This is a genomic window from Pseudomonas sp. DW-iso17, assembly GCF_058725345.1.
This window is the reverse complement of the sequence record NZ_JBZXEA010000003.1, coordinates 75,702-93,927: the sequence shown is the minus strand read 5'-3', so window position 1 is coordinate 93,927 and position 18,226 is coordinate 75,702. Positions and strand designations below refer to the sequence as shown.

27 protein-coding genes and 1 tRNA gene are annotated in these 18,226 nt (G+C 58.2%); 18 read left to right on the top strand and 10 right to left on the bottom strand.

The annotated features are described in order from the left end of the window. Positions 1 to 14: 14 nt before the first annotated feature. The 9 genes from AC4PS6_RS02925 to AC4PS6_RS02885 all read left to right on the top strand — a co-directional run bounded on the left by AC4PS6_RS02925 (position 15) and on the right by AC4PS6_RS02885 (position 4,347). The gene (locus AC4PS6_RS02925; protein WP_492180647.1) at positions 15 to 443 is read left to right on the top strand and encodes a hypothetical protein; all 429 of its coding nucleotides are present in this window, start codon (positions 15 to 17) and stop codon (positions 441 to 443) included. After that, positions 440 to 655 (top strand): hypothetical protein, encoded by a 216-nt coding sequence (locus AC4PS6_RS02920; protein WP_106111222.1) that lies wholly within the window; start codon positions 440 to 442, stop codon positions 653 to 655. Before AC4PS6_RS02925 ends, AC4PS6_RS02920 begins: the two co-directional genes overlap by 4 nt. Next, complete coding sequence (locus AC4PS6_RS02915; RefSeq protein WP_014717879.1) at positions 652 to 855, top strand: hypothetical protein; 204 nt, start codon at positions 652 to 654, stop codon at positions 853 to 855. The genes AC4PS6_RS02920 and AC4PS6_RS02915 overlap by 4 nt, the downstream gene beginning before the upstream one ends. Then, on the top strand, positions 852 to 1,028 hold the full coding sequence (locus tag AC4PS6_RS02910; protein WP_014717878.1) for a hypothetical protein: 177 nt from the start codon (positions 852 to 854) through the stop codon (positions 1,026 to 1,028). The genes AC4PS6_RS02915 and AC4PS6_RS02910 overlap by 4 nt, the downstream gene beginning before the upstream one ends. A 153-nt stretch (positions 1,029 to 1,181) precedes the next feature. Continuing rightward, positions 1,182 to 1,913 (top strand): hypothetical protein, encoded by a 732-nt coding sequence (locus AC4PS6_RS02905; RefSeq protein ID WP_492180646.1) that lies wholly within the window; start codon positions 1,182 to 1,184, stop codon positions 1,911 to 1,913. After that, positions 1,910 to 2,407: a siphovirus Gp157 family protein gene (locus tag AC4PS6_RS02900; RefSeq protein WP_014717876.1), complete on the top strand. Its 498-nt coding sequence runs from the start codon at positions 1,910 to 1,912 to the stop codon at positions 2,405 to 2,407. Before AC4PS6_RS02905 ends, AC4PS6_RS02900 begins: the two co-directional genes overlap by 4 nt. Before the next feature lie 7 nt (positions 2,408 to 2,414). Beyond that, on the top strand, positions 2,415 to 3,008 hold the full coding sequence (locus tag AC4PS6_RS02895; RefSeq protein WP_492180645.1) for a hypothetical protein: 594 nt from the start codon (positions 2,415 to 2,417) through the stop codon (positions 3,006 to 3,008). A 69-nt stretch (positions 3,009 to 3,077) separates the two neighbouring features. Beyond that, on the top strand, positions 3,078 to 3,392 hold the full coding sequence (locus tag AC4PS6_RS02890; RefSeq protein ID WP_289328861.1) for a hypothetical protein: 315 nt from the start codon (positions 3,078 to 3,080) through the stop codon (positions 3,390 to 3,392). A gap of 91 nt (positions 3,393 to 3,483) precedes the next feature. Then, positions 3,484 to 4,347 carry an adenine nucleotide alpha hydrolase family protein gene (locus AC4PS6_RS02885; protein WP_492180644.1) on the top strand — a complete coding sequence of 288 codons (864 nt, stop codon included), beginning with the start codon at positions 3,484 to 3,486 and terminating at the stop codon, positions 4,345 to 4,347. Between the two features lie 29 nt (positions 4,348 to 4,376). On the opposite strand, the gene AC4PS6_RS02880 is transcribed toward AC4PS6_RS02885, so the two are convergent. After that, complete coding sequence (locus tag AC4PS6_RS02880; RefSeq protein ID WP_492180643.1) at positions 4,377 to 4,844, bottom strand: hypothetical protein; 468 nt, start codon at positions 4,842 to 4,844, stop codon at positions 4,377 to 4,379. 75 nt (positions 4,845 to 4,919) lie between these two features. Between AC4PS6_RS02880 and AC4PS6_RS02875 the strand changes: the two genes are divergently transcribed. The 8 genes from AC4PS6_RS02875 (at position 4,920) to AC4PS6_RS02840 (ending at position 9,789) form a co-directional block, all read left to right on the top strand. Next, entirely contained in the window at positions 4,920 to 5,843 is a 924-nt protein-coding gene (locus tag AC4PS6_RS02875; RefSeq protein WP_339231164.1) for a DNA cytosine methyltransferase, read from the top strand. Between the two features lie 44 nt (positions 5,844 to 5,887). Beyond that, positions 5,888 to 6,256 carry a DUF4406 domain-containing protein gene (locus AC4PS6_RS02870; RefSeq protein WP_492180642.1) on the top strand — a complete coding sequence of 123 codons (369 nt, stop codon included), beginning with the start codon at positions 5,888 to 5,890 and terminating at the stop codon, positions 6,254 to 6,256. After that, entirely contained in the window at positions 6,253 to 6,807 is a 555-nt protein-coding gene (locus tag AC4PS6_RS02865; RefSeq protein WP_492180641.1) for a hypothetical protein, read from the top strand. Before AC4PS6_RS02870 ends, AC4PS6_RS02865 begins: the two co-directional genes overlap by 4 nt. Before the next feature lie 85 nt (positions 6,808 to 6,892). Then, on the top strand, positions 6,893 to 7,666 hold the full coding sequence (locus AC4PS6_RS02860; RefSeq protein ID WP_492180640.1) for a DNA-methyltransferase: 774 nt from the start codon (positions 6,893 to 6,895) through the stop codon (positions 7,664 to 7,666). Between the two features lie 49 nt (positions 7,667 to 7,715). Continuing rightward, complete coding sequence (locus AC4PS6_RS02855; protein ID WP_492180639.1) at positions 7,716 to 8,096, top strand: hypothetical protein; 381 nt, start codon at positions 7,716 to 7,718, stop codon at positions 8,094 to 8,096. A 36-nt stretch (positions 8,097 to 8,132) separates the two neighbouring features. Continuing rightward, on the top strand, positions 8,133 to 8,351 hold the full coding sequence (locus AC4PS6_RS02850) for a hypothetical protein (protein ID WP_186527144.1): 219 nt from the start codon (positions 8,133 to 8,135) through the stop codon (positions 8,349 to 8,351). A 2-nt stretch (positions 8,352 to 8,353) separates the two neighbouring features. After that, complete coding sequence (locus AC4PS6_RS02845; protein ID WP_492180638.1) at positions 8,354 to 8,740, top strand: helix-turn-helix transcriptional regulator; 387 nt, start codon at positions 8,354 to 8,356, stop codon at positions 8,738 to 8,740. Then, the gene (locus AC4PS6_RS02840; RefSeq protein WP_492180686.1) at positions 8,626 to 9,789 is read left to right on the top strand and encodes a tyrosine-type recombinase/integrase; all 1,164 of its coding nucleotides are present in this window, start codon (positions 8,626 to 8,628) and stop codon (positions 9,787 to 9,789) included. Before AC4PS6_RS02845 ends, AC4PS6_RS02840 begins: the two co-directional genes overlap by 115 nt. Before the next feature lie 79 nt (positions 9,790 to 9,868). On the opposite strand, the gene AC4PS6_RS02835 is transcribed toward AC4PS6_RS02840, so the two are convergent. The 9 genes from AC4PS6_RS02835 to thrS form a co-directional block, all read right to left on the bottom strand. Then, positions 9,869 to 9,945: transfer RNA gene (locus AC4PS6_RS02835), tRNA-Pro, on the bottom strand. Positions 9,946 to 10,035: 90 nt separating this feature from the next. Further along, positions 10,036 to 10,392: a MerR family transcriptional regulator gene (locus AC4PS6_RS02830; protein WP_003174972.1), complete on the bottom strand. Its 357-nt coding sequence runs from the start codon at positions 10,390 to 10,392 to the stop codon at positions 10,036 to 10,038. Beyond that, the gene (gene ihfA / locus AC4PS6_RS02825) at positions 10,373 to 10,675 is read right to left on the bottom strand and encodes an integration host factor subunit alpha (protein ID WP_002553164.1); all 303 of its coding nucleotides are present in this window, start codon (positions 10,673 to 10,675) and stop codon (positions 10,373 to 10,375) included. Before ihfA ends, AC4PS6_RS02830 begins: the two co-directional genes overlap by 20 nt. Before the next feature lie 3 nt (positions 10,676 to 10,678). Further along, a complete protein-coding gene (pheT, locus tag AC4PS6_RS02820; protein WP_003192485.1) occupies positions 10,679 to 13,057 on the bottom strand; it encodes a phenylalanine--tRNA ligase subunit beta in 2,379 nt (792 codons plus the stop codon). A 26-nt stretch (positions 13,058 to 13,083) separates the two neighbouring features. Then, a complete protein-coding gene (gene pheS, locus AC4PS6_RS02815; RefSeq protein ID WP_003192486.1) occupies positions 13,084 to 14,100 on the bottom strand; it encodes a phenylalanine--tRNA ligase subunit alpha in 1,017 nt (338 codons plus the stop codon). A 109-nt stretch (positions 14,101 to 14,209) separates the two neighbouring features. Next, positions 14,210 to 14,566 carry a 50S ribosomal protein L20 gene (rplT, locus tag AC4PS6_RS02810; RefSeq protein WP_003192488.1) on the bottom strand — a complete coding sequence of 119 codons (357 nt, stop codon included), beginning with the start codon at positions 14,564 to 14,566 and terminating at the stop codon, positions 14,210 to 14,212. A gap of 29 nt (positions 14,567 to 14,595) precedes the next feature. Further along, positions 14,596 to 14,790, bottom strand: a complete 195-nt coding sequence (gene rpmI, locus AC4PS6_RS02805) for a 50S ribosomal protein L35 (protein WP_002553160.1) — start codon at positions 14,788 to 14,790, stop codon at positions 14,596 to 14,598. 59 nt (positions 14,791 to 14,849) lie between these two features. Then, the gene (gene infC / locus AC4PS6_RS02800) at positions 14,850 to 15,401 is read right to left on the bottom strand and encodes a translation initiation factor IF-3 (protein WP_015884933.1); all 552 of its coding nucleotides are present in this window, start codon (positions 15,399 to 15,401) and stop codon (positions 14,850 to 14,852) included. Continuing rightward, entirely contained in the window at positions 15,401 to 17,323 is a 1,923-nt protein-coding gene (gene thrS, locus AC4PS6_RS02795) for a threonine--tRNA ligase (protein ID WP_003192490.1), read from the bottom strand. Before thrS ends, infC begins: the two co-directional genes overlap by 1 nt. 364 nt (positions 17,324 to 17,687) lie before the next feature. Here thrS and AC4PS6_RS02790 point away from each other — a divergent pair, with 364 nt between their 5' ends. Beyond that, positions 17,688 to 18,002 (top strand): hypothetical protein, encoded by a 315-nt coding sequence (locus AC4PS6_RS02790; protein WP_019820908.1) that lies wholly within the window; start codon positions 17,688 to 17,690, stop codon positions 18,000 to 18,002. The last annotated feature ends 224 nt before the right edge of the window (positions 18,003 to 18,226 follow it).

The following is an 18,226-nucleotide window of genomic DNA, read 5'->3' as shown; positions in this document are numbered from 1 at the left end:
CCCTGGAGGCGACCATGAACGCAGCATTGAAGATATGCCAGGAGCGTTACGACGCTCAGTTGCCGCCTCCAGTAAGCGAGTCGGTGGTGGAGATTGCCCGCAGGGAGTGGCTGTACAACGCCACGGAGCAGTTGGTGCGGTTTGGCGCAGACGTGAAGGTTCAGCTGCGCATGAGATCGCCACAGTGCGTCACGGTGGCCCAGCTTGAGCTGGCGGCGGATGAGCTGGCGAACGCCCGGCAGGCAGACTTTGAGGTAGGCACGCCAGCCCTTGGGCGCCTTCTGGTCGCCAACAACTGTGGCCGGTCCGACAAAGACGCCGCCGCCGAGCTTCTTGGCCGAAGCGATCACCCCTTCGGCAAGCTTGGCGAAATTGCAGAGGCCCTACTTCGACCCCTCGCTGACGATGCACTGGCCTCCCAGGCCGAGGACGAAGAACTATGAATACCCATACCGCCCTCGCCCGCCTGGGCCTGGAAATCGCCAAGATGAAGAAGTCGTGCACACCGGTACCGGATCGCACCTTCGTCATGGGCATGATCGAAATGGCCGAGTTCGCCGATCTGGTCGACTCCCCTACCGCCAACCGTTACCGCGATGCGCTGGACGCCAAGTTCGTTGAGCGCAATACGCAGCTCAAGGAGGCTGTCGCATGACCGCGCCAATTTTGAAATCGCTGATCGACGAGCAAATCGAAGAGCTGCCCGCCGACCGCATGATCCTGGCCTTCACTCATACCAAGTGGCTGGGCGCCCTATCGCTGGCTCATGACGCGGGAATCCCGAACGTTCACGCCTGGAGTGGTCGGGCCTGCATGTGTGGCGAGTGGACTGTCGCTTACGAGGTTAAAGCGTGAGCGGTGAAGGCGCGAAGAAGCGTCAACAGGCAGCCGCCAAGCGATGCGCAGCACTGCGACAGCAGGGGTGCACGCTTGGCGAAATTGCGGAAATTACCGGAACCGACCGGGATAAGGTGGCGGCGCGCATCAAGCTCGGCGAGCGATTGCTCAGCGTGGAGTGCAAGCCATGACAACCCACCAGCGCACCCGTCGCCTACTCATCTGGCGCGGCTCTTTCCCTGCCCTAGCCCTCTTCACCTTCCTGATGCTGCTCGGCGCTCTCGCTGATCGAATCACCTCTTAAACACTTACGGCGCCCCTCTCCGGTGGCGCGGAGAGCAATCATGTCTGACAAGAACATGAAGATTTGGGAGCTCGTCGATAAGACGGACACCCGCTACACGAAAGACGCCAAAGTCGGCGGGCAGCAGATCACCAGCCTGAATGGTACGGCGATGATCATGAAGGCCACCGAAGTGTTCGGTCCGGCAGGCATCGGTTTCGGCTGGAAAGTGCTGGAAGAGCGTTTCGACCCTGGCGTCGAGGTGTTCATCGGCGAAGGTGACAAGCGCTCCAGCCTGGGCTTTACCAGTAACCACACTGTTCGTATCGCCTTCTGGTTCGTGCTCGACGGCCAGCGCGGCGAGATCGAATCGTATGGCTGCACAAACTACATCTACAAGGCGTCGTACGGGATGCTCACAGATGGCGAGGCCCCAAAGAAAAGCCTCACCGACGCAATCAAGAAGGCTTTGAGCTCGCTCGGGTTCAGCGCCGACGTGTTCCTGGGGATGTTCGACGACAAGGACTACGTCAACGCTCTGGCTGATGAGCAAGCGATCGAGCAGGCCGAAGACAAGGTCGCCGAGGAAGAGCGCCAAAAACAGGAGCGCCTGGACTACATCGCGTCCGTCATTGAATCCTTGAAGACCGCCAAAACGCCCAAGGAACTCAAGGCGTTCCATGACGTTGCCGTGCGCCGCCTGACGCTGCGCAGCGACACGAAAGCCGTCACCCGGATCGTGCGTGAGTACGACGAGCAGAAATCCCGCCTTGATCAGGAGTCAGCAGCATGACCACGCTCTACACCATTGCCGAGCAGTTCAAAGAGCTGGCCGCCCTGGCCGAGACCGCCGACGAAGACCTGGCCGTCGCCCTGCGCGACACCATGGAAGGGATCGAGGGCGAGTTTCAGGAGAAGGGCAAGGCCATCGCCATGATCACCCTGAACATCGACGGCGACCTTGAGGCCATCCAGTCGCAGATTGATCGGCTCACCGAGCGCAAGCGGGTCATCAATAACCGCAAGGAAAGCCTCAAGGAGTACCTGCGCAGCAACATGGATGCTGCCGGGATCACCAAGATCACCCACCCCCTGTTCACCATCACCTGCGGCAAGGGCAAGCCCATCGTGGTCATCGACGATGAAAAGGCCATCCCTGACGACTTCGTCAACGTCAAAGTAACCAGTGCGCCGGACAAGGCGGCCATCGCCAAGGCCTTGAAGGATGGACAGGAGGTCCCTGGCGCCCACTCCGAGATCGGCAAAAGCTCGATCAGCATCAAGTGAGGTCAGCATGATCAGCATCCTACAGAACGAAGTAGAGCGCCTTAGGCCGGCATCGAACGAACTGGCCGCCGCGGTTGAGAAGTTCCTGGCGGCGGGCGGGCAGATCGAAGAAGGCCCGTCCAGCGGCTACGTACCCAAGCCAATCACCTACAAAACTCAGATGCCGCCAGCGCCAAAACCGTTCGTTCGGCGCAGGGTTGAAGCGGCTCCCCTGCCCCTGGACAGGGAAGATGTTCGGGAGCAGGCCAGGCTAAAGCTAGTGGAGCACATGCGCCAACTGAGCGCCACGCACACCCAAACAGAGGCCGCTGCCGCCCTGGGCATCAGTCGCCGCAACGTCTACAAGCACGCCACCATGAACGACATCACGTTCAAGAAGCCGGAACGAGGTGGTGCGAACAACAACTATCGCCGAGACCAAATGGGTGAGCGCGACGCGAAGTACGCCGAGCGCATCCGTGCATTCCTGGAGCTTGGAATCACACGGCGCCAGTGCTGCGGAAAGCTCGCCATCAACAATAAGGCCTTTGAGCGGATCATCGCGGCCCACGGCATCGACTATCCAAAGGCTCGGCGTGGAAGCACCTCATGCGCCGCATAGCCCGCACCCAGCAACGCAAACGTCAAACCTGGCTCGCACTGCCGGCCAGCGGAATAGAAGAGGTAGGCCATGGCCAAGACTGTGCAGGAAAGATCGGCCAAGGCTGCGCAGAAGCGCCAGGCGGTCGCCGAGAAGGAATTGCGGCACAAGGTCAGGCCCGGCATCGAGCAGGCCATGGAGCGTATCCGGCTTCGCGGCAAGGTGCCGATCATCAGCGAAGTCCTGCAGATAGCCATCATGAAGATGGACTTGATGGCCGACAGCGAACTGATCGAGTTCTTGCGCTATCCGCGCCACGAAATCGTTGTTGACGAAAACGTGGCGCACCAACTCTACAGCCACGGCCAACGCCAAGCATCACGGCTCGACGCCGAAGAAGCATAACCGCCTGATCCGGCTCCATGCCGGTCACCCGTAATACCCCATATCACTGAACAGCGCCAGCCGGCGAGGCAATCGGCTGTCTGGAGTAATTATGAATCCCTATTTGATCACCGGGCCAGCCCAGATCGGCATCAGTGGTGGTCGCACCAGCGGTCACATGGTTTACAAGATCCTCGAGGCCCACGGCGGTGTGCTCCCGCCAGATGTACATCTGTGCTTCCAGAACACCGGCAAGGAGCGCGAAGAAACGCTGCATTTCATCGACCAGATGGCCAAGCGCTGGGATGTGCACGTTACATGGATGGAGTGGTGCCGGGTGTACGGGCAGCCGGATGATGCCCCCTGGTACAAGCTGGTGGACTTCGAAACCGCAAGCCGCAACGGTGAGCCCTTCACCATGATGCTGGACTACTTTGCCGCGTACCGAGCGCAGGAAAAAGGACTCCCGATGTGGCTGCCCAACTTCTCTAACAACGCGTGCACCGCCTACCTGAAGATCAAGATCGGCGAGAAGCATATGCGCTCGCTAGGTTACGACGAGTGGGACTGCGTGATTGGCATTCGAAAGGATGAACCAGGGCGTTACCACCGCATGATGGCCGCCAACGCTAAGGGTGGCGCTCGCTGGGACAGCGTCTGCCCATCCTACACCGCGGGCATTATGAAGGAAGACGTGGCGGCCTTCTGGCAGGCGCAGGACTTCGACCTCGGCATGGATTCAGATCTTGGCAACTGCGACTTGTGCTGGAAAAAGGGCGAAGACAAGCTGTTTAAGGCCATCCAGGCCGAGCCAGAGCGCGTGATCTTCTGGTCCGGTCTGGAGGAAAAATTCAATCAGGTGTTCCGCATGGACCGCCCAAAATACTCTCACTTGGCTTGGTACGCCGAAAACTACAAAGGCCAGATGGATGCATTTGGCTATTCTGAAGACATCGATTGCTTCTGCGGCGACTGATCAATTTCACTGAGCTCTCGAGCAGCGACTCAGTTTGTGCAAATGCAGATAGCGGCGGCTTTGAAAAAGCTCAGTAGATAGTCGCCGAAGCCATTTGTGAGGGTTCCGAATACGAGAACTCCAATCTCTACTCGCTTAACCCTATCGAGACGTTTTTGTTTATACGTTGCGAATGTTTCGCGGATCTTGCTCGAGACATCGCTCTCAAGCTTTTCCTTGAATCCAGGAGGAAGCTCTCCACCAAAGAATGAACGGTTAGCATCTATTAGCTGCTCCATCTGCTGTTGATGCCCTTGAGCCATAAACTGCTCAATCTGCTGATTAAGAATGTCGGAGACCTTGATTGCGGCCATTACTACGCCAACAACAATAATCAATGAGCCAAATCGGTTAAGCCAAATCGACTCTCCAGCATAGCCTATTGAAAGCCCGGCAATAAATAGAGCAGTGGCGGTGCCCACTGCAAGCCTTTCCAGTGGCGATGTTCGAACTTTCATTTCTCTTCTGCTCAGATTCACGAGCGATGAACCTACCCCACAAATCGAAATCACGCCAGCCGGCGAGGATCCCCTATGCATACAGCAATTGACCTATTCGCCGGGCTTGGCGGATGGAGTACCGGTGCGCGCGCCGCCGGCGTTGACGTTCTTTGGGCTGCCAACCATTGGCCCGAGGCAGTCAAATGGCACAGCGCCAATCACCCCAGCACTCAGCATGTCTGCCAAGACCTTCATCAAGCCAAGTGGGAAACAGTCCCCAAGCATGATTTGCTTTTGGCATCTCCATGTTGCCAGGGCCATTCCAAGGCGCGCGGCAAGTCATCGGGCAACCCACAGCACGACGCGAGCCGCTCGACTGCCTGGGCAGTTGTCTCTGCGCTTGAGTTTCACCGACCTGAAGGCGGGATACTGGAGAACGTAGCCGAGTTCATGGACTGGGCGCTATATCCGGCCTGGCTCGCAGCTGTTCAGGCTCTTGGCTACCAGGTTGCACCGCACATCGTCGATTGCGCCGACCTGGGCGTCCCCCAGCATCGTATTCGCCTGTTTCTGGTGCTGACCCGCAGCAGGGCGCCACTGATGCTCCAGATACAGCGGCATGAGCATGTGCCAGCCACCAGCTTCCTTGATTTCAATTCCGGAAAATGGTCGCTCATAGATAAGCCAGGACGCGCCACGGCAACTCTTGCACGCGTGGCCAATGGCAGGGATCGCTTCGGTGATCAGTTCATCATGCCCTACTACGGCAAAGGATCTGGGCTCACGGGCAGAGACATGGGCAGACCCATCGGCACCATCACCACGCTGGATCGGTGGGCGCTGGTACGCGGCGACGAGATGAGAATGCTCAGTGCAAGTGAGGCTCTGGCCGCCCAGTCATTCCCGGCCAATACCCTGCGACCTGACAACCACCGGCTGACCATGCACATGGCGGGCAACGCAGTACCGCCGCTGGCCGGACAGCGAGTTATCGAAGCATACCTCGCAGCCGCATAACTCCCCCACTCCACCGCCCGGGCATGGCCCGGCAAGGACTCACCATGCCTACAGAAACCAAATTCTTCGCCAGTGGCGTGACGCTCCAGGTCGCCCGAGCCAACCGCGTTTACGTGGCCGGCCCCATGACTGGTATCGTCGACTTCAACTACCCGGCCTTCAACGCCGTCGCCGATCAGTTGCGCGCCCAGGGCTACGAAGTCGAGAACCCCGCAGACCACGGAGTCGTCGATGGCGCGCAGTGGGCGGACTACATGGCCTACGACCTGAACCGCCTGGGCCTTTGCGGAATGATCGCCCTGCTGCCGGACTGGGAGACGTCGCAAGGCGCTCGCCTGGAAGTGCTGATCGCCGAGAAGCTCGGCATGACCGTTGTGGATGCCCATGATCTGGTAACAAGGGAGGCTGTATGAGCCACAACCAAACGATTGACGGCGTGTCGCGAAAGTCTCTTGAGCAAGCGCTGAAGCTGGCCGCAGTGTTCGATGATGGTGGCGATGGTGCGGACGCGGAAAGCGCTCGCGGTGTTGTCTGGATACTGCGCGCCCTGCTGGATGCCCCTGCCAAGCCTGCGGAAGGTCTTGAGGCAGATAACGTGAAGCTGGCCGCTGATCGAGCCGCGCTTTCGGCTGAGCTTGAAACGCTGCGTAAGGCTTACAGGGGTGTTCTTGCGCAGCTGGAAGCCGCCCGGCCCCAGGGCGAGCCGGTGGCGTGGGCAAATTGGAAAGTTGGTTCAAAGTCATACGTTCCATACCGGACCGTAGGCGAGGCGCGGCGGTGTGTTGAGGCATCTGAAATTTCAGCAACACAAAACGGCCCTTACAGGGTTGTTCCGCTCTACGCCGAGCAGCCCGCGCCGGTAGCGGTGCCTGAGCGACTGGTGATGACCGACGGCCTGCACACCTACGAGCACGTCACCGGCCACAACGCCGCAATCGACAAGATGCTGGGCGTCAAATCCTGAAAGAGTACGGATGTACTCCTTGCGACAATCTGTAACCCCTCCCCCTTCAAAGTCAGCCGCTATAGCGGCAAGGATGCGCTCGGCCATGGAAAACGAGTACCAGCTCTATCTTGGCGATTGCCTGGATGTCATGAAGCAGTTGCCAGATGCCAGCGTGGACATGGTGCTGGCCGACCTGCCCTACGGCACCACCCAATGCGCCTGGGACACCGTCATCACGCTCGAGCCGCTCTGGCTGGAGTACTTGCGGATCGCCAAGCCAGAAGCCGCAATCGTGTTGTGCGCGGCCCAGCCGTTCGCGTCGATGCTGGTGGCGAGCAACCCGAAGCTCTACCGGTACGAGTGGATCTGGGAGAAAGGCAATGCCACCGGTTTCCTGAACGCCAAGAAGCAACCGCTGCGGGCACATGAAAGCGCCCAGGTCTTCTACCGCAAGCAACCGGTGTACAACCCTCAGATGACGGGGGGGCATGAGCGCAAGACGGCGAAGCGCAAGACGGTCAACTCGGAATGCTACGGCAAGGCCTTGGCCCTGACGGAATACGACTCGACGGAGCGGTACCCGCGCTCGGTGCAGTTTTTTTCCAGCGACAAGCAATCAGGCAGCTTTCACCCAACACAAAAGCCTGTGGCCTGGATGTCGTTTCTGATCAGCACATATACCCAGCCTGGTCAGGTGGTGCTGGATAACACGATGGGGAGCGGCACTACCGGCGTGGCCTGCATACAGCTGGGTCGGAAGTTCGTCGGCATCGAGCAGGACCGCGAGATCTACGTGACCGCGACCGAGCGAATCAACGAGGCAGTTGCCATCCGCGACACCCCGGTACCGCAAATCGATCTGTTCGCAACAGCCTAACCCCAATCCCACTACATGCCTGCCGGTGAGCGGCGGGCGAGGTATTCCTATGCCTGAAATCAAATGCGAGTTCGGCCATAATCAAAGCATCGGCACCGATGCCTGGGTCGAAACACTCACCTTGGACCAGATGAAATACGCCCGCGACCAAATGGCCGGGAAGATCAAGGCGGCGGAAGCCCAGCCAAAGCGCTGTGTTTGGCGCGTGTGCCGTGGCGGCCTCGCAGAGGGGAACTACCGCGAGGAAGACTTCGAGCAGGCGGCCGATCATCTGGTGCGCATCTTCAAGGAGCGATTCATCGAAGAAGCGAAGGTTTTCGTCGATCACCACTACGGGACACTGCGATTCGAGCGGGAGATCCCGCACCTCTCGGTCGAGCTGGTGAGCCAGTTCGAATACGACACCGAGTGGTTCCCCGCCAAACCCTAACCCACCTTCTGCCGCCCAGCGCGGCAAGGACACCCCATGTTCGCTATGAAACTCACCCTGATACTGCTGGGCGCTTTTCTGTACCTGGTAGGAACACTCGGCTGGTTCTTCTGGGCCGGGCCAGGCCTTGTTGGCACGGGCACCACCGAGGCACTGCTTTACGCCTTCGCCGGTACATGCGCCTGGCTGCTGATCAGCTTCGGCCTGGCAATCCACATCATCAAGACAGCGCGGCCCACGGTGGGCGGGAGGTAGGTATGGGCGCGCAACAACTGATACCGCGATTCATCCGAGCAAAGGAAGCGCCTGGGTACCTGGGCATGTGCCGGGCAATTTTCGACGAGACCGTCAGGCCCTTCGTCAGCGAGTTCCCCATCGGCGGGCGCGGCGTTGGCTTTGATCGACAGGAGCTTGACGACTGGGCCACGGCGTACGTCGAGGCAAAGGCGATTGATAAAAAAGGCGCAACGGAGCAACAATCGCACCGCAGCGAGCGCCAGAAAGGAGATAAATCATGGCGCGAAAATCGATCACAGGCCTCTCCCAAAGGAAAGGTATCTGGCATATCGACAAGAAAATCAACGGAGAACGACTTTACGAAAGCACTGGAACTGGTGACCGGGAAGAAGCGGAGCGCTACCTGATCTTCAGGTTGGAGCAGATCCGGCAGCAGAAGGTGTACGGTGTGAAGAAGGTCAGGACCTGGCGGGAGGCGGCGACTCGCTTCCTGCTGGAGTTCAAGGATCAGCCTTCAATCAAGCTTTCGGCCCACCACCTTTCTCAGCTCGACCCATTCATTGGCGAAATGCCGCTGACCCACATTGATGACCAGGCCCTGGTGCCATTCATCAAAGACAGGTTGGCGACGAAAAAGCTTGAAGGTGGGAAGGTAAAGAAAGGTGTCAGCAACAGAACGGTGAATATCTCGATCGAGCGTGTGGTTCGTGTTTTGTCGTTGTGTGCCAGGAAGTGGCGAGACGATGAGCGCAGGCCGTGGCTGGATAGCGTGCCGATGCTCACAAAGCTGGAAGAGAAGAAGTCGAGCCGCAAGCCGTACCCGATGTCATGGCCGGAGCAGTCGATTCTTTTCGGAGAGTTGCCGGCTCACCTGCAAACGATGGCGCTGTTCAAGGTGAACACCGGCACACGGGAGCAGGAGGTCTGCAAGCTGAGATGGGATTGGGAGATTGCGGTACCGGAACTGGGCACCAGCGTATTTCTGATACCCGCCGACTTTGGCGGTCGGCATGAGCGCTCTGGCGTGAAGAACGGTGACGATAGGCTGGTGGTGCTGAACAGCGTGGCCAGGTCGATCATCGAGAAGCAGCGCGGCATCAGCAAGGAATGGGTTTTCCCATACAACGGCACCGCGATGCACCGAATGAACGACTCGGCCTGGAAGAAGGCTCGGGTGAGAGCGGCGAAACTCTGGCAGGAGGAAAACCTTCGCCCCGCTCACCCTGGGTATGCATCCATCAGGATCCATGACCTTAAACACACGTTTGGCCGTCGGCTACGCGCAGCAGGCGTAACTGAGGAAGACCGCAAGGCCCTTTTGGGGCACAAGAACGGCAGCATCACCAGTCACTACTCGGGCGCTGAGCTCGGTCATCTGATTGAAGCTGCGAACATGGTATCAGCAACCGATTCTCGCGGACCGATACTGACAATCTTGAAGAGGAAGCAGGCGTGAAAAAACGAGAAGTCACGCAAATGTCACGCACATGAAAAAGGCCAATGCTGTGAACATTGGCCTAAGTCATTGAATAATATGGTCGGGACGGAGTGATTCGAACACTCGACCCCTAGCACCCCATGCTAGTGCGCTACCGGACTGCGCTACGCCCCGACTAGGCGTGTTACTGGGTTCGCTTCTTAACGAAGCGAACCGGAATATACCGCAAGCTTTTGAAATGTGGAAGTATTTTTAAAGCTTGAATCATTTTTTCAGCACCACCAGTACATCTTCCAATTCGGAGATCATCTGGCGGATCAGTTGCTTGTATTGGGTGGTGTCGTCTTTGGCTTCATCACCGGACATACGCTGGCGTGCGCCGCTGATGGTGAACCCCTGGTCGTACAGCAACGCGCGGATCTGTCGGATCATCAGCACGTCCTGGCGCTGATAATACCGACGGTTCCCGGTGCGTTTGACGGGGTTGAGTTGAGGAAACTCCTGCTCCCAATAGCGCAGCACGTGCGGTTTTACCGCACACAGCTCGCTGACTTCACCAATGGTGAAGTAGCGTTTGCCTGGGATGACGGGTAGCTCGTCGTTATGACTTGGTTCCAGCATAAGCCTCAACTCGGGCCTTCAACTTCTGCCCTGGACGAAAGGTGACCACACGGCGAGCCGTGATCGGGATTTCTTCTCCCGTTTTTGGATTGCGGCCAGGCCGCTGGCGTTTGTCTCGCAGGTCAAAATTGCCGAAACCGGACAATTTGACCTGTTCGTTGTCTTCCAGAGCGTGTCTGATCTCTTCAAAAAACAGCTCAACCAATTCCTTGGCCTCGCGCTTGTTCAGACCCAACTCTTCGTACAGACGTTCCGCCATCTCAGCTTTCGTCAAAGCCCCCATACGTCACTTCCTTAACGTGGCGTTCAACCTTTGTTCGAGCGAGGTGAGGATATTTTGCGTCGTGGTATTCACCTCATCGTCATTAAGAGTGCGCGATGGATGCTGCCAGGTCAAGCCAACTGCGAGGCTTTTTCTATGCGGATCAATGCCTTTACCCTGATAGACGTCAAATAGCCTGAGGTCTGTCAGCCATTCCCCTGCATTTTCACGGATTACATCCAGAACTGCAGTGGCAGCGACTTCACGGTCGGCAATCAGGGCCAGGTCGCGACGCACTTCAGGGAAGCGCGACAACTCGCTGAATTTAGGCATCTTGCCCGACGCAACTTCAGCCAAGACTAGCTCAAACACAAAGACTGGACGGTCCAGCCCCAAGGTTTTCGACAGTTCTGGGTGAATGGCGCCCACGAAGCCTACCAAGCGACCTTCACGCTCGATACGTGCAGTCTGGCCTGGATGCAAGGCTGGGTGGCTACCCGGCACGAACGTAAAGGCGTCCAGCGCACCGGCAAAGCCGAGCACCGCTTCCACGTCTGCCTTGACGTCGAAGAAGTCCACGACCTCACGGCCTTGCGCCCAGCCTTCTGGCAGACGGCTGCCGCAAACGACGCCCGCCAGCATCGGCTCTTGCTTCAAGCCATCAAGCTGGCCGACGAAACGCAAGCCGCTTTCGAACAGACGCACGCGGTCTTGCTGGCGGTTCAGGTTGTGGGAAAGCGCCTTCACCAGGCCTGGCCACAGCGACGAACGCATGGCAGCCATATCGTTGGAGATCGGGTTGGCCAGCAGCAACGGCTCAACACCAGGGTTGAACAGTTCGAACTGCTTTGGATCGATGAAGCTATAGGTCACGGCTTCCTGGTAACCACGGGCAACCAGCAGGCGACGCAGTTCAGGCAAGTGCGCACGCGCTTCGGCCTTGGGTTGCGGTGCCAGGCGTGCTTGCGGATAGCGAACCGGCAGACGGTTGTAACCGTACAGGCGCGCCAGCTCTTCGATCAGGTCGACTTCCAGGCTGATGTCGAAGCGATGGCTAGGTACTGCAACCTGCCACTGCCCTTCCCCGCCCGCGGAAATACCCAGGCCGAGCGCGGACAGCAGTTGCTCGATTTCAGCCGGCTCGATGACCAGGCCGAGCATCTGCTCAACGCTTTTGGCACGCAAGGTGATCGGCGCAATCGACGGCAGGTACTGTTCGCTGACGGTTTCGGTGATCGGGCCGGCTTCGCCACCGGTGATTTCCAGCAGCAGGCCGGTGGCGCGCTCCATGGCTTCACGGGCGAGCTTCCAGTCCACACCACGCTCGTAGCGGTGCGACGCATCGGTGTGCAGGCCGTAGGAACGAGCCTTGCCAGCGATCGCGATCTGGTCGAAGAACGCGCTTTCAAGGAATACATCACGGGTGGTCGCGGATACACCGCTGTGCTCGCCACCCATCACGCCGGCAATTGCCAGGGCGCGAGCGTGGTCGGCGATGACCAGGGTGTCGGCACGCAGGCTGACTTCCTGTCCATCGAGCAGCACCAGTTTTTCACCCTCTTCGGCCATACGCACGCGGATGCCGCCGTTAATTTCGGCGAGATCGAAGGCGTGCAGCGGCTGGCCGAGTTCCAGCATCACATAGTTAGTGATGTCGACGGCGGCGTCGATGCTGCGCACGTCGGCACGACGCAGGCGCTCGACCATCCACAGCGGGGTTGGCTTGGACAGGTCGACGTTACGGATCACACGCCCCAGGTAACGCGGGCAGGCGTTCGGCGCGAGCACTTCGATCGAGCGTACTTCGTCATGCACAGCCGGCACAGCAGCGACCACAGGGCGGGTGACGGGAGCGTTGTACAGCGCACCCACTTCACGGGCCAGGCCAGCCAGGGACAGGCAGTCGCCGCGGTTGGGGGTCAGGTCGACCTCGATGCTGGCGTCTTCCAGCTCCAGGTAAGCACGAATGTCCTGACCCACTGGCGCGTCGGCCGGCAGCTCCATCAGGCCATCATTGCCCTCACCTACTTGCAGCTCGGCCTGGGAGCACAGCATGCCGTTGGATTCAACGCCGCGCAGCTTGGCCTTCTTGATCTTGAAGTCGCCCGGCAACTGGGCGCCGATCATGGCGAACGGGATCTTCAGGCCCGGGCGCACGTTAGGCGCTCCGCACACGACCTGAAAGGTTTCCGAGCCGTTGCTGACCTGGCACACACGCAATTTGTCGGCATCCGGGTGCTGCTCGGTGCTCAACACCTCGCCCACCACCACGCCACTGAAAACACCGGCGGCCGGCGTAACGCTATCGACCTCAAGACCGGCCATCGACAGACGAGCAACCAGCTCGTCGCGATCTACCTGCGGGCTTACCCAGCCACGCAGCCATTGTTCACTGAATTTCATCCTGCTCTCCTAAAGATTCGTTACGACTAGCGAAATTGCGCGAGGAACCGCAAGTCGTTGTCGAAGAACAGACGCAAGTCGTTCACGCCGTAACGCAGCATGGCCAGACGCTCAACGCCCATGCCGAAGGCAAAGCCCGAGAACTCTTCCGGGTCGATCCCGGACATGCGCAGCACGTTGGGGTGAACCATGCCGCAACCCATCACTTCCAGCCAGCCGGTCTGCTTGCACACGCGGCAGCCTTTACCGCTGCACATCACGCATTCCATGTCGACTTCGGCGGATGGCTCGGTGAACGGGAAGAACGAAGGACGGAAACGTACCGCCAACTCTTTTTCGAAGAACACCCGCAGGAATTCCTCGATGGTGCCTTTGAGGTCGGCGAAATTGATATCGCGATCAACCAGCAGGCCTTCGACCTGGTGGAACATCGGCGAATGGGTGATATCCGAGTCGCTACGGTACACACGGCCTGGGCAGACAATGCGGATCGGCGGCTTGTTCGCTTCCATGGTGCGGACCTGTACCGGCGAGGTATGGGTGCGCAGCAGCATGTTGGCGTTGAAATAGAAGGTGTCGTGCATCGACCGGGCCGGGTGATGGCCTGGGATGTTGAGCGCCTCGAAGTTGTGGTAGTCGTCTTCGACCTCAGGGCCTTCGGCAATGCCGTAGCCGATGTGGGTAAAGAACTGTTCGATACGTTCCAGAGTCCGGGTGATCGGATGCAGACCGCCCGAGGCCTGGCCACGACCAGGCAAGGTCACGTCAATGGACTCGGCGGCGAGCTTGGCCGCAAGATCGGCCTCCTCGAGCGACGCCTTGCGCGCATTGAGAACCTCTGTGACACGCTCCTTGGCGACGTTGATCAGCGCACCGACTTGCGGACGCTCTTCAGCAGGCAGATTTCCCAGGGTCTTCATCACCTGAGTCAATTCACCTTTCTTGCCAAGGTAGTGAACCCGGATTTGCTCCAGGGCATTTACATCTTCAGCGCTTTGCACAGCCTCAAGGGCTTGGGCGACGAGCGCGTCCAGGTTTTCCATGTACAGACTCCAGATACAAAATAGGGGAAGAGCTTGAAGGCTCTTCCCCTATTTATGACGTTTACCACCTTGGGCCACAGGAGTAGCCCAGGGTGACTGTCGGGGGTACTTAAGCCAAGGAGGCTTTAGCTTTCTCGACAATCGCAGCAAACACCGCTTTTTCGTTCACGGCCAGTTCAGCCAGAACCTTACGGTCGATTTCGATGGACGCTTTTTTCAGGCCAGCGATGAAACGGCTGTAGGACAGACCGTTAACACGTGCACCAGCATTGATACGAGCGATCCACAGAGCGCGGAACTGACGTTTTTTCTGACGACGGTCGCGGTAGGCGTATTGGCCTGCCTTGATTACCGCTTGCTTGGCAACACGGAATACGCGTGAACGCGCGCCGTAGTAGCCTTTAGCAAGTTTCAGAATTTTTTTGTGACGCTTACGGGCCATGACGCCACGCTTTACACGAGCCATGAGTTACTTCCTCTATTCTTGAACCAAAATTAACGAAGGCGCAGCATGCGCTCGACTTTTGCCACGTCAGACGGATGCAGCAAGCTGCTACCGCGCAGTTGACGCTTACGCTTGGTCGACATTTTGGTCAGGATGTGGCTCTTGAAAGCGTGCTTGTGCTTGATGCCGTTAGCAGTTTTCAGAAACCGCTTAGCAGCACCACTTTTAGTTTTCATCTTTGGCATGTTCGGTACTCCGCATTCAGTTGATAAACATAATCAGAAGGCCTGCCGTGCCCTGTTGATTACTTCTTCTTTTTCGGGGCGATGACCATAATAAGCTGGCGTCCTTCCATCTTAGGATGCTGTTCGACCGAACCGTACTCGAGCAGGTCAGCTTCAACCCGCTTGAGGAGTTCCATCCCCAGCTCCTGGTGGGCCATCTCACGGCCGCGGAATCGCAAGGATACCTTGGCCCTGTCCCCATCACTCAGGAAACGTACCAGGTTGCGCAGTTTTACCTGGTAATCCCCTTCCTCCGTCCCTGGACGAAACTTGATTTCTTTTACTTGAATCTGCTTCTGGTTCTTCTTCGCTGCGGCAACCTGCTTCTTCTTTTCGAAGATCGATTTGCCGTAGTCCATCACCCGACAAACAGGTGGGATTGCATCGGCGGAGATTTCCACCAGGTCCAGCTTGGACTCTTCTGCAATACGAAGCGCTTCATCAATCGAGACGATGCCAATCTGCTCGCCATCAGCGCCAATTAACCGAACCTCGCGTGCCGAGATATTCTCGTTGATCGGGGCTTTCGGTGCAGCTCGTTTATCTTGTCTCATTTCACGCTTAATAATAATTACTCCGAATCTGGGCGACCACGCCGGGAAACCGCTTGCGCGAGGAACTCAGCGAACTGGGCGACGGGCATCGAGCCCAGGTCAGCACCTTCACGAGTACGCACAGCGACAGTCTGCATCTCGACTTCCCGATCTCCGATAACCAAGAGATAGGGAACCTTGAGCAAGGTATGCTCGCGGATTTTAAAGCCGATCTTTTCATTTCTCAAGTCGGACTTGGCACGAAACCCGCTTTCGTTGAGAGTTTTTTCAACTTCAGCGGCAAAATCTGCCTGTTTATCAGTGATATTCATGATCACTGCCTGAGTCGGAGCCAGCCACGCAGGGAACGCGCCCTCGTAGTGCTCGATCAGGATACCGACGAACCGCTCGAACGAACCGAGGATCGCCCGGTGCAGCATAACCGGGTGTTTACGGCTGTTGTCTTCGGAGACGTATTCGGCTCCCAGACGGATCGGCAGGTTAAAATCGAGCTGCAGGGTACCACACTGCCAGACACGGCCAAGGCAATCTTTGAGCGAGAACTCGATCTTCGGACCGTAGAAGGCGCCCTCACCCGGCTGCAGATCGTACGCAAGGCCCGCACTGTCGAGCGCAGCGGCCAGTGCCGCTTCGGCGCGATCCCACAGCTCGTCGGAACCGACGCGCTTTTCCGGACGAGTGGACAGCTTCATCTCGACTTCGGTAAAGCCGAAATCGCGGTAAACGTCCATGGTCAGCTTGATGAACGCTGCGGACTCGGCCTGCATCTGCTCTTCGGTGCAGAAGATGTGGGCGTCGTCCTGGGTGAAGCCACGCACGCGCATGATGCCGTGCAGCGCACCTGATGGCTCGTTACGGTGGCAGGCACCGAATTCGGCCAGGCGCATCGGCAACTCGCGGTAGCTCTTCAGGCCCTGATTGAAGACCTGCACGTGGCACGGGCAGTTCATCGGCTTGATGGCGTAGTCGCGGTTTTCCGACTGGGTGGTGAACATGTTGTCGGCGTAGTTGGCCCAGTGCCCGGATTTCTCCCACAGGCTGCGATCGACCACCTGTGGAGTCTTGATCTCCAGGTAACCGTTTTCGCGCTGCACCTTGCGCATGTACTGCTCAAGCACCTGGTACAGGGTCCAGCCATTCGGGTGCCAGAACACCATGCCCGGCGCTTCTTCCTGAAGGTGGAACAGGTTCAGGCGCTTGCCGATCTTGCGGTGGTCGCGCTTTTCGGCTTCTTCGATGCGCTGGATGTAGGCGGCCAGCTGTTTCTTGTCAGCCCAGGCAGTGCCGTAGATCCGTTGCAGTTGCTCGTTCTTTGCATCGCCGCGCCAGTAGGCACCGGACAGCTTGGTCAGCTTGAACGACTTGAGAAAGCGCGTGTTCGGCACGTGCGGGCCACGGCACATGTCGACGTATTCTTCGTGGTAGTACAGGCCCATGGCCTGCTCGTCCGGCATGTCTTCCACCAGGCGCAGCTTGTAGTCTTCGCCACGCGCGGTAAACACGTCGATCACTTCGGCACGGGGGGTGACTTTCTTGATGACGTCGTAATCTTTTTCGATCAGCGCGTGCATGCGCTGCTCGATGGCCGCCAGGTCGTCCGGAGTAAAAGGACGCTCATAGGCGATGTCGTAATAGAAGCCTTCTTCAATGACCGGGCCGATCACCATCTTGGCGGTTGGATACAGTTGCTTGACCGCATGGCCAATCAAGTGCGCGCAAGAGTGGCGAATGATCTCCAGCCCCTCTTGGTCCTTGGGCGTGATGATTTGCAGGCTGGCGTCGCTGGTGATCAGGTCGCTGGCGTCAACCAGCTTGCCGTCGACCTTGCCGGCCACGGTGGCCTTGGCCAGGCCAGCACCAATGGATGCGGCGACCTCGGCTACGGAAACCGGATGATCGAATGAACGTTGACTGCCGTCGGGAAGAGTAATAGTTGGCATGGCGCCTCCTCTCCTAGTGGTGACCCCTACCAAAGGTCACGTGGGTTGGGATGAGCCAGTACAAGATCCAACACCAGGCCGTTCAATGAAGAACGCCTGCCTTACAGCGGCAGGAGCCTTTCGGCCAACCGATAATCGAACCAGAGTGACTGGAGTGAACAAAAAGGACCTGGCAAGGCGGCAAATGGCGCGCCCGGAAATAGCCAGGCAAGGATGCTAGCACAGATGAACGGTCATCGCGTCGGCCAAGCGTTGGGTAAAGAGCAATTCATGGCTTTATAGCTGCGAAAGTGAACTTGAGCTGTACGCAGGGCCTCAAAGCCACTGAGAATCGCCGTTCGTCCTCGACCCAAAGGAGCATCCCATGATGCGTTTTACCTCTACCCTCGCTGTCGCCGCTACCCTGAGCCTCCTTTCCCTCGGCGCGCAGGCTGCAGCGCCTTCCAACTGGCCAGCCGGCGCCCGTGACGCCTTCGTCAACGACTGCAGTGCCGCCGCCAGCCAGAACGTGGACGTCAAGACCGCCAAGGCCCACTGCGAATGCGGCGCTGACAAGATCAATGCCGAATTGAGCACTGCCGAGATCAAGGAATTGATGACCAACCAGAACGCCAGCCCGGAGCTTAAAAACAAAGCGGTCGCGGCTATTTCGTCCTGCAAAGTGGTGAAGAAAAAGTAAGATTGGCTGACGATTCGACGGCCATTTCGCTGGAAAAACAGCCTGAAAACTGCCATTTCACACAAATTATGCAGGTTTTACGGCTTTTTTTAACAGCTGATATTTCGTCGCAAAGCCCCGTAAATCGGGGCTTTCAGCCGAATGATAAATCAAACGCAAAGCGATTGATTAGCAAACAGTGCCTTGGGGGGGCTCCCAAGCCGAACATTTCGACTATGATAGCC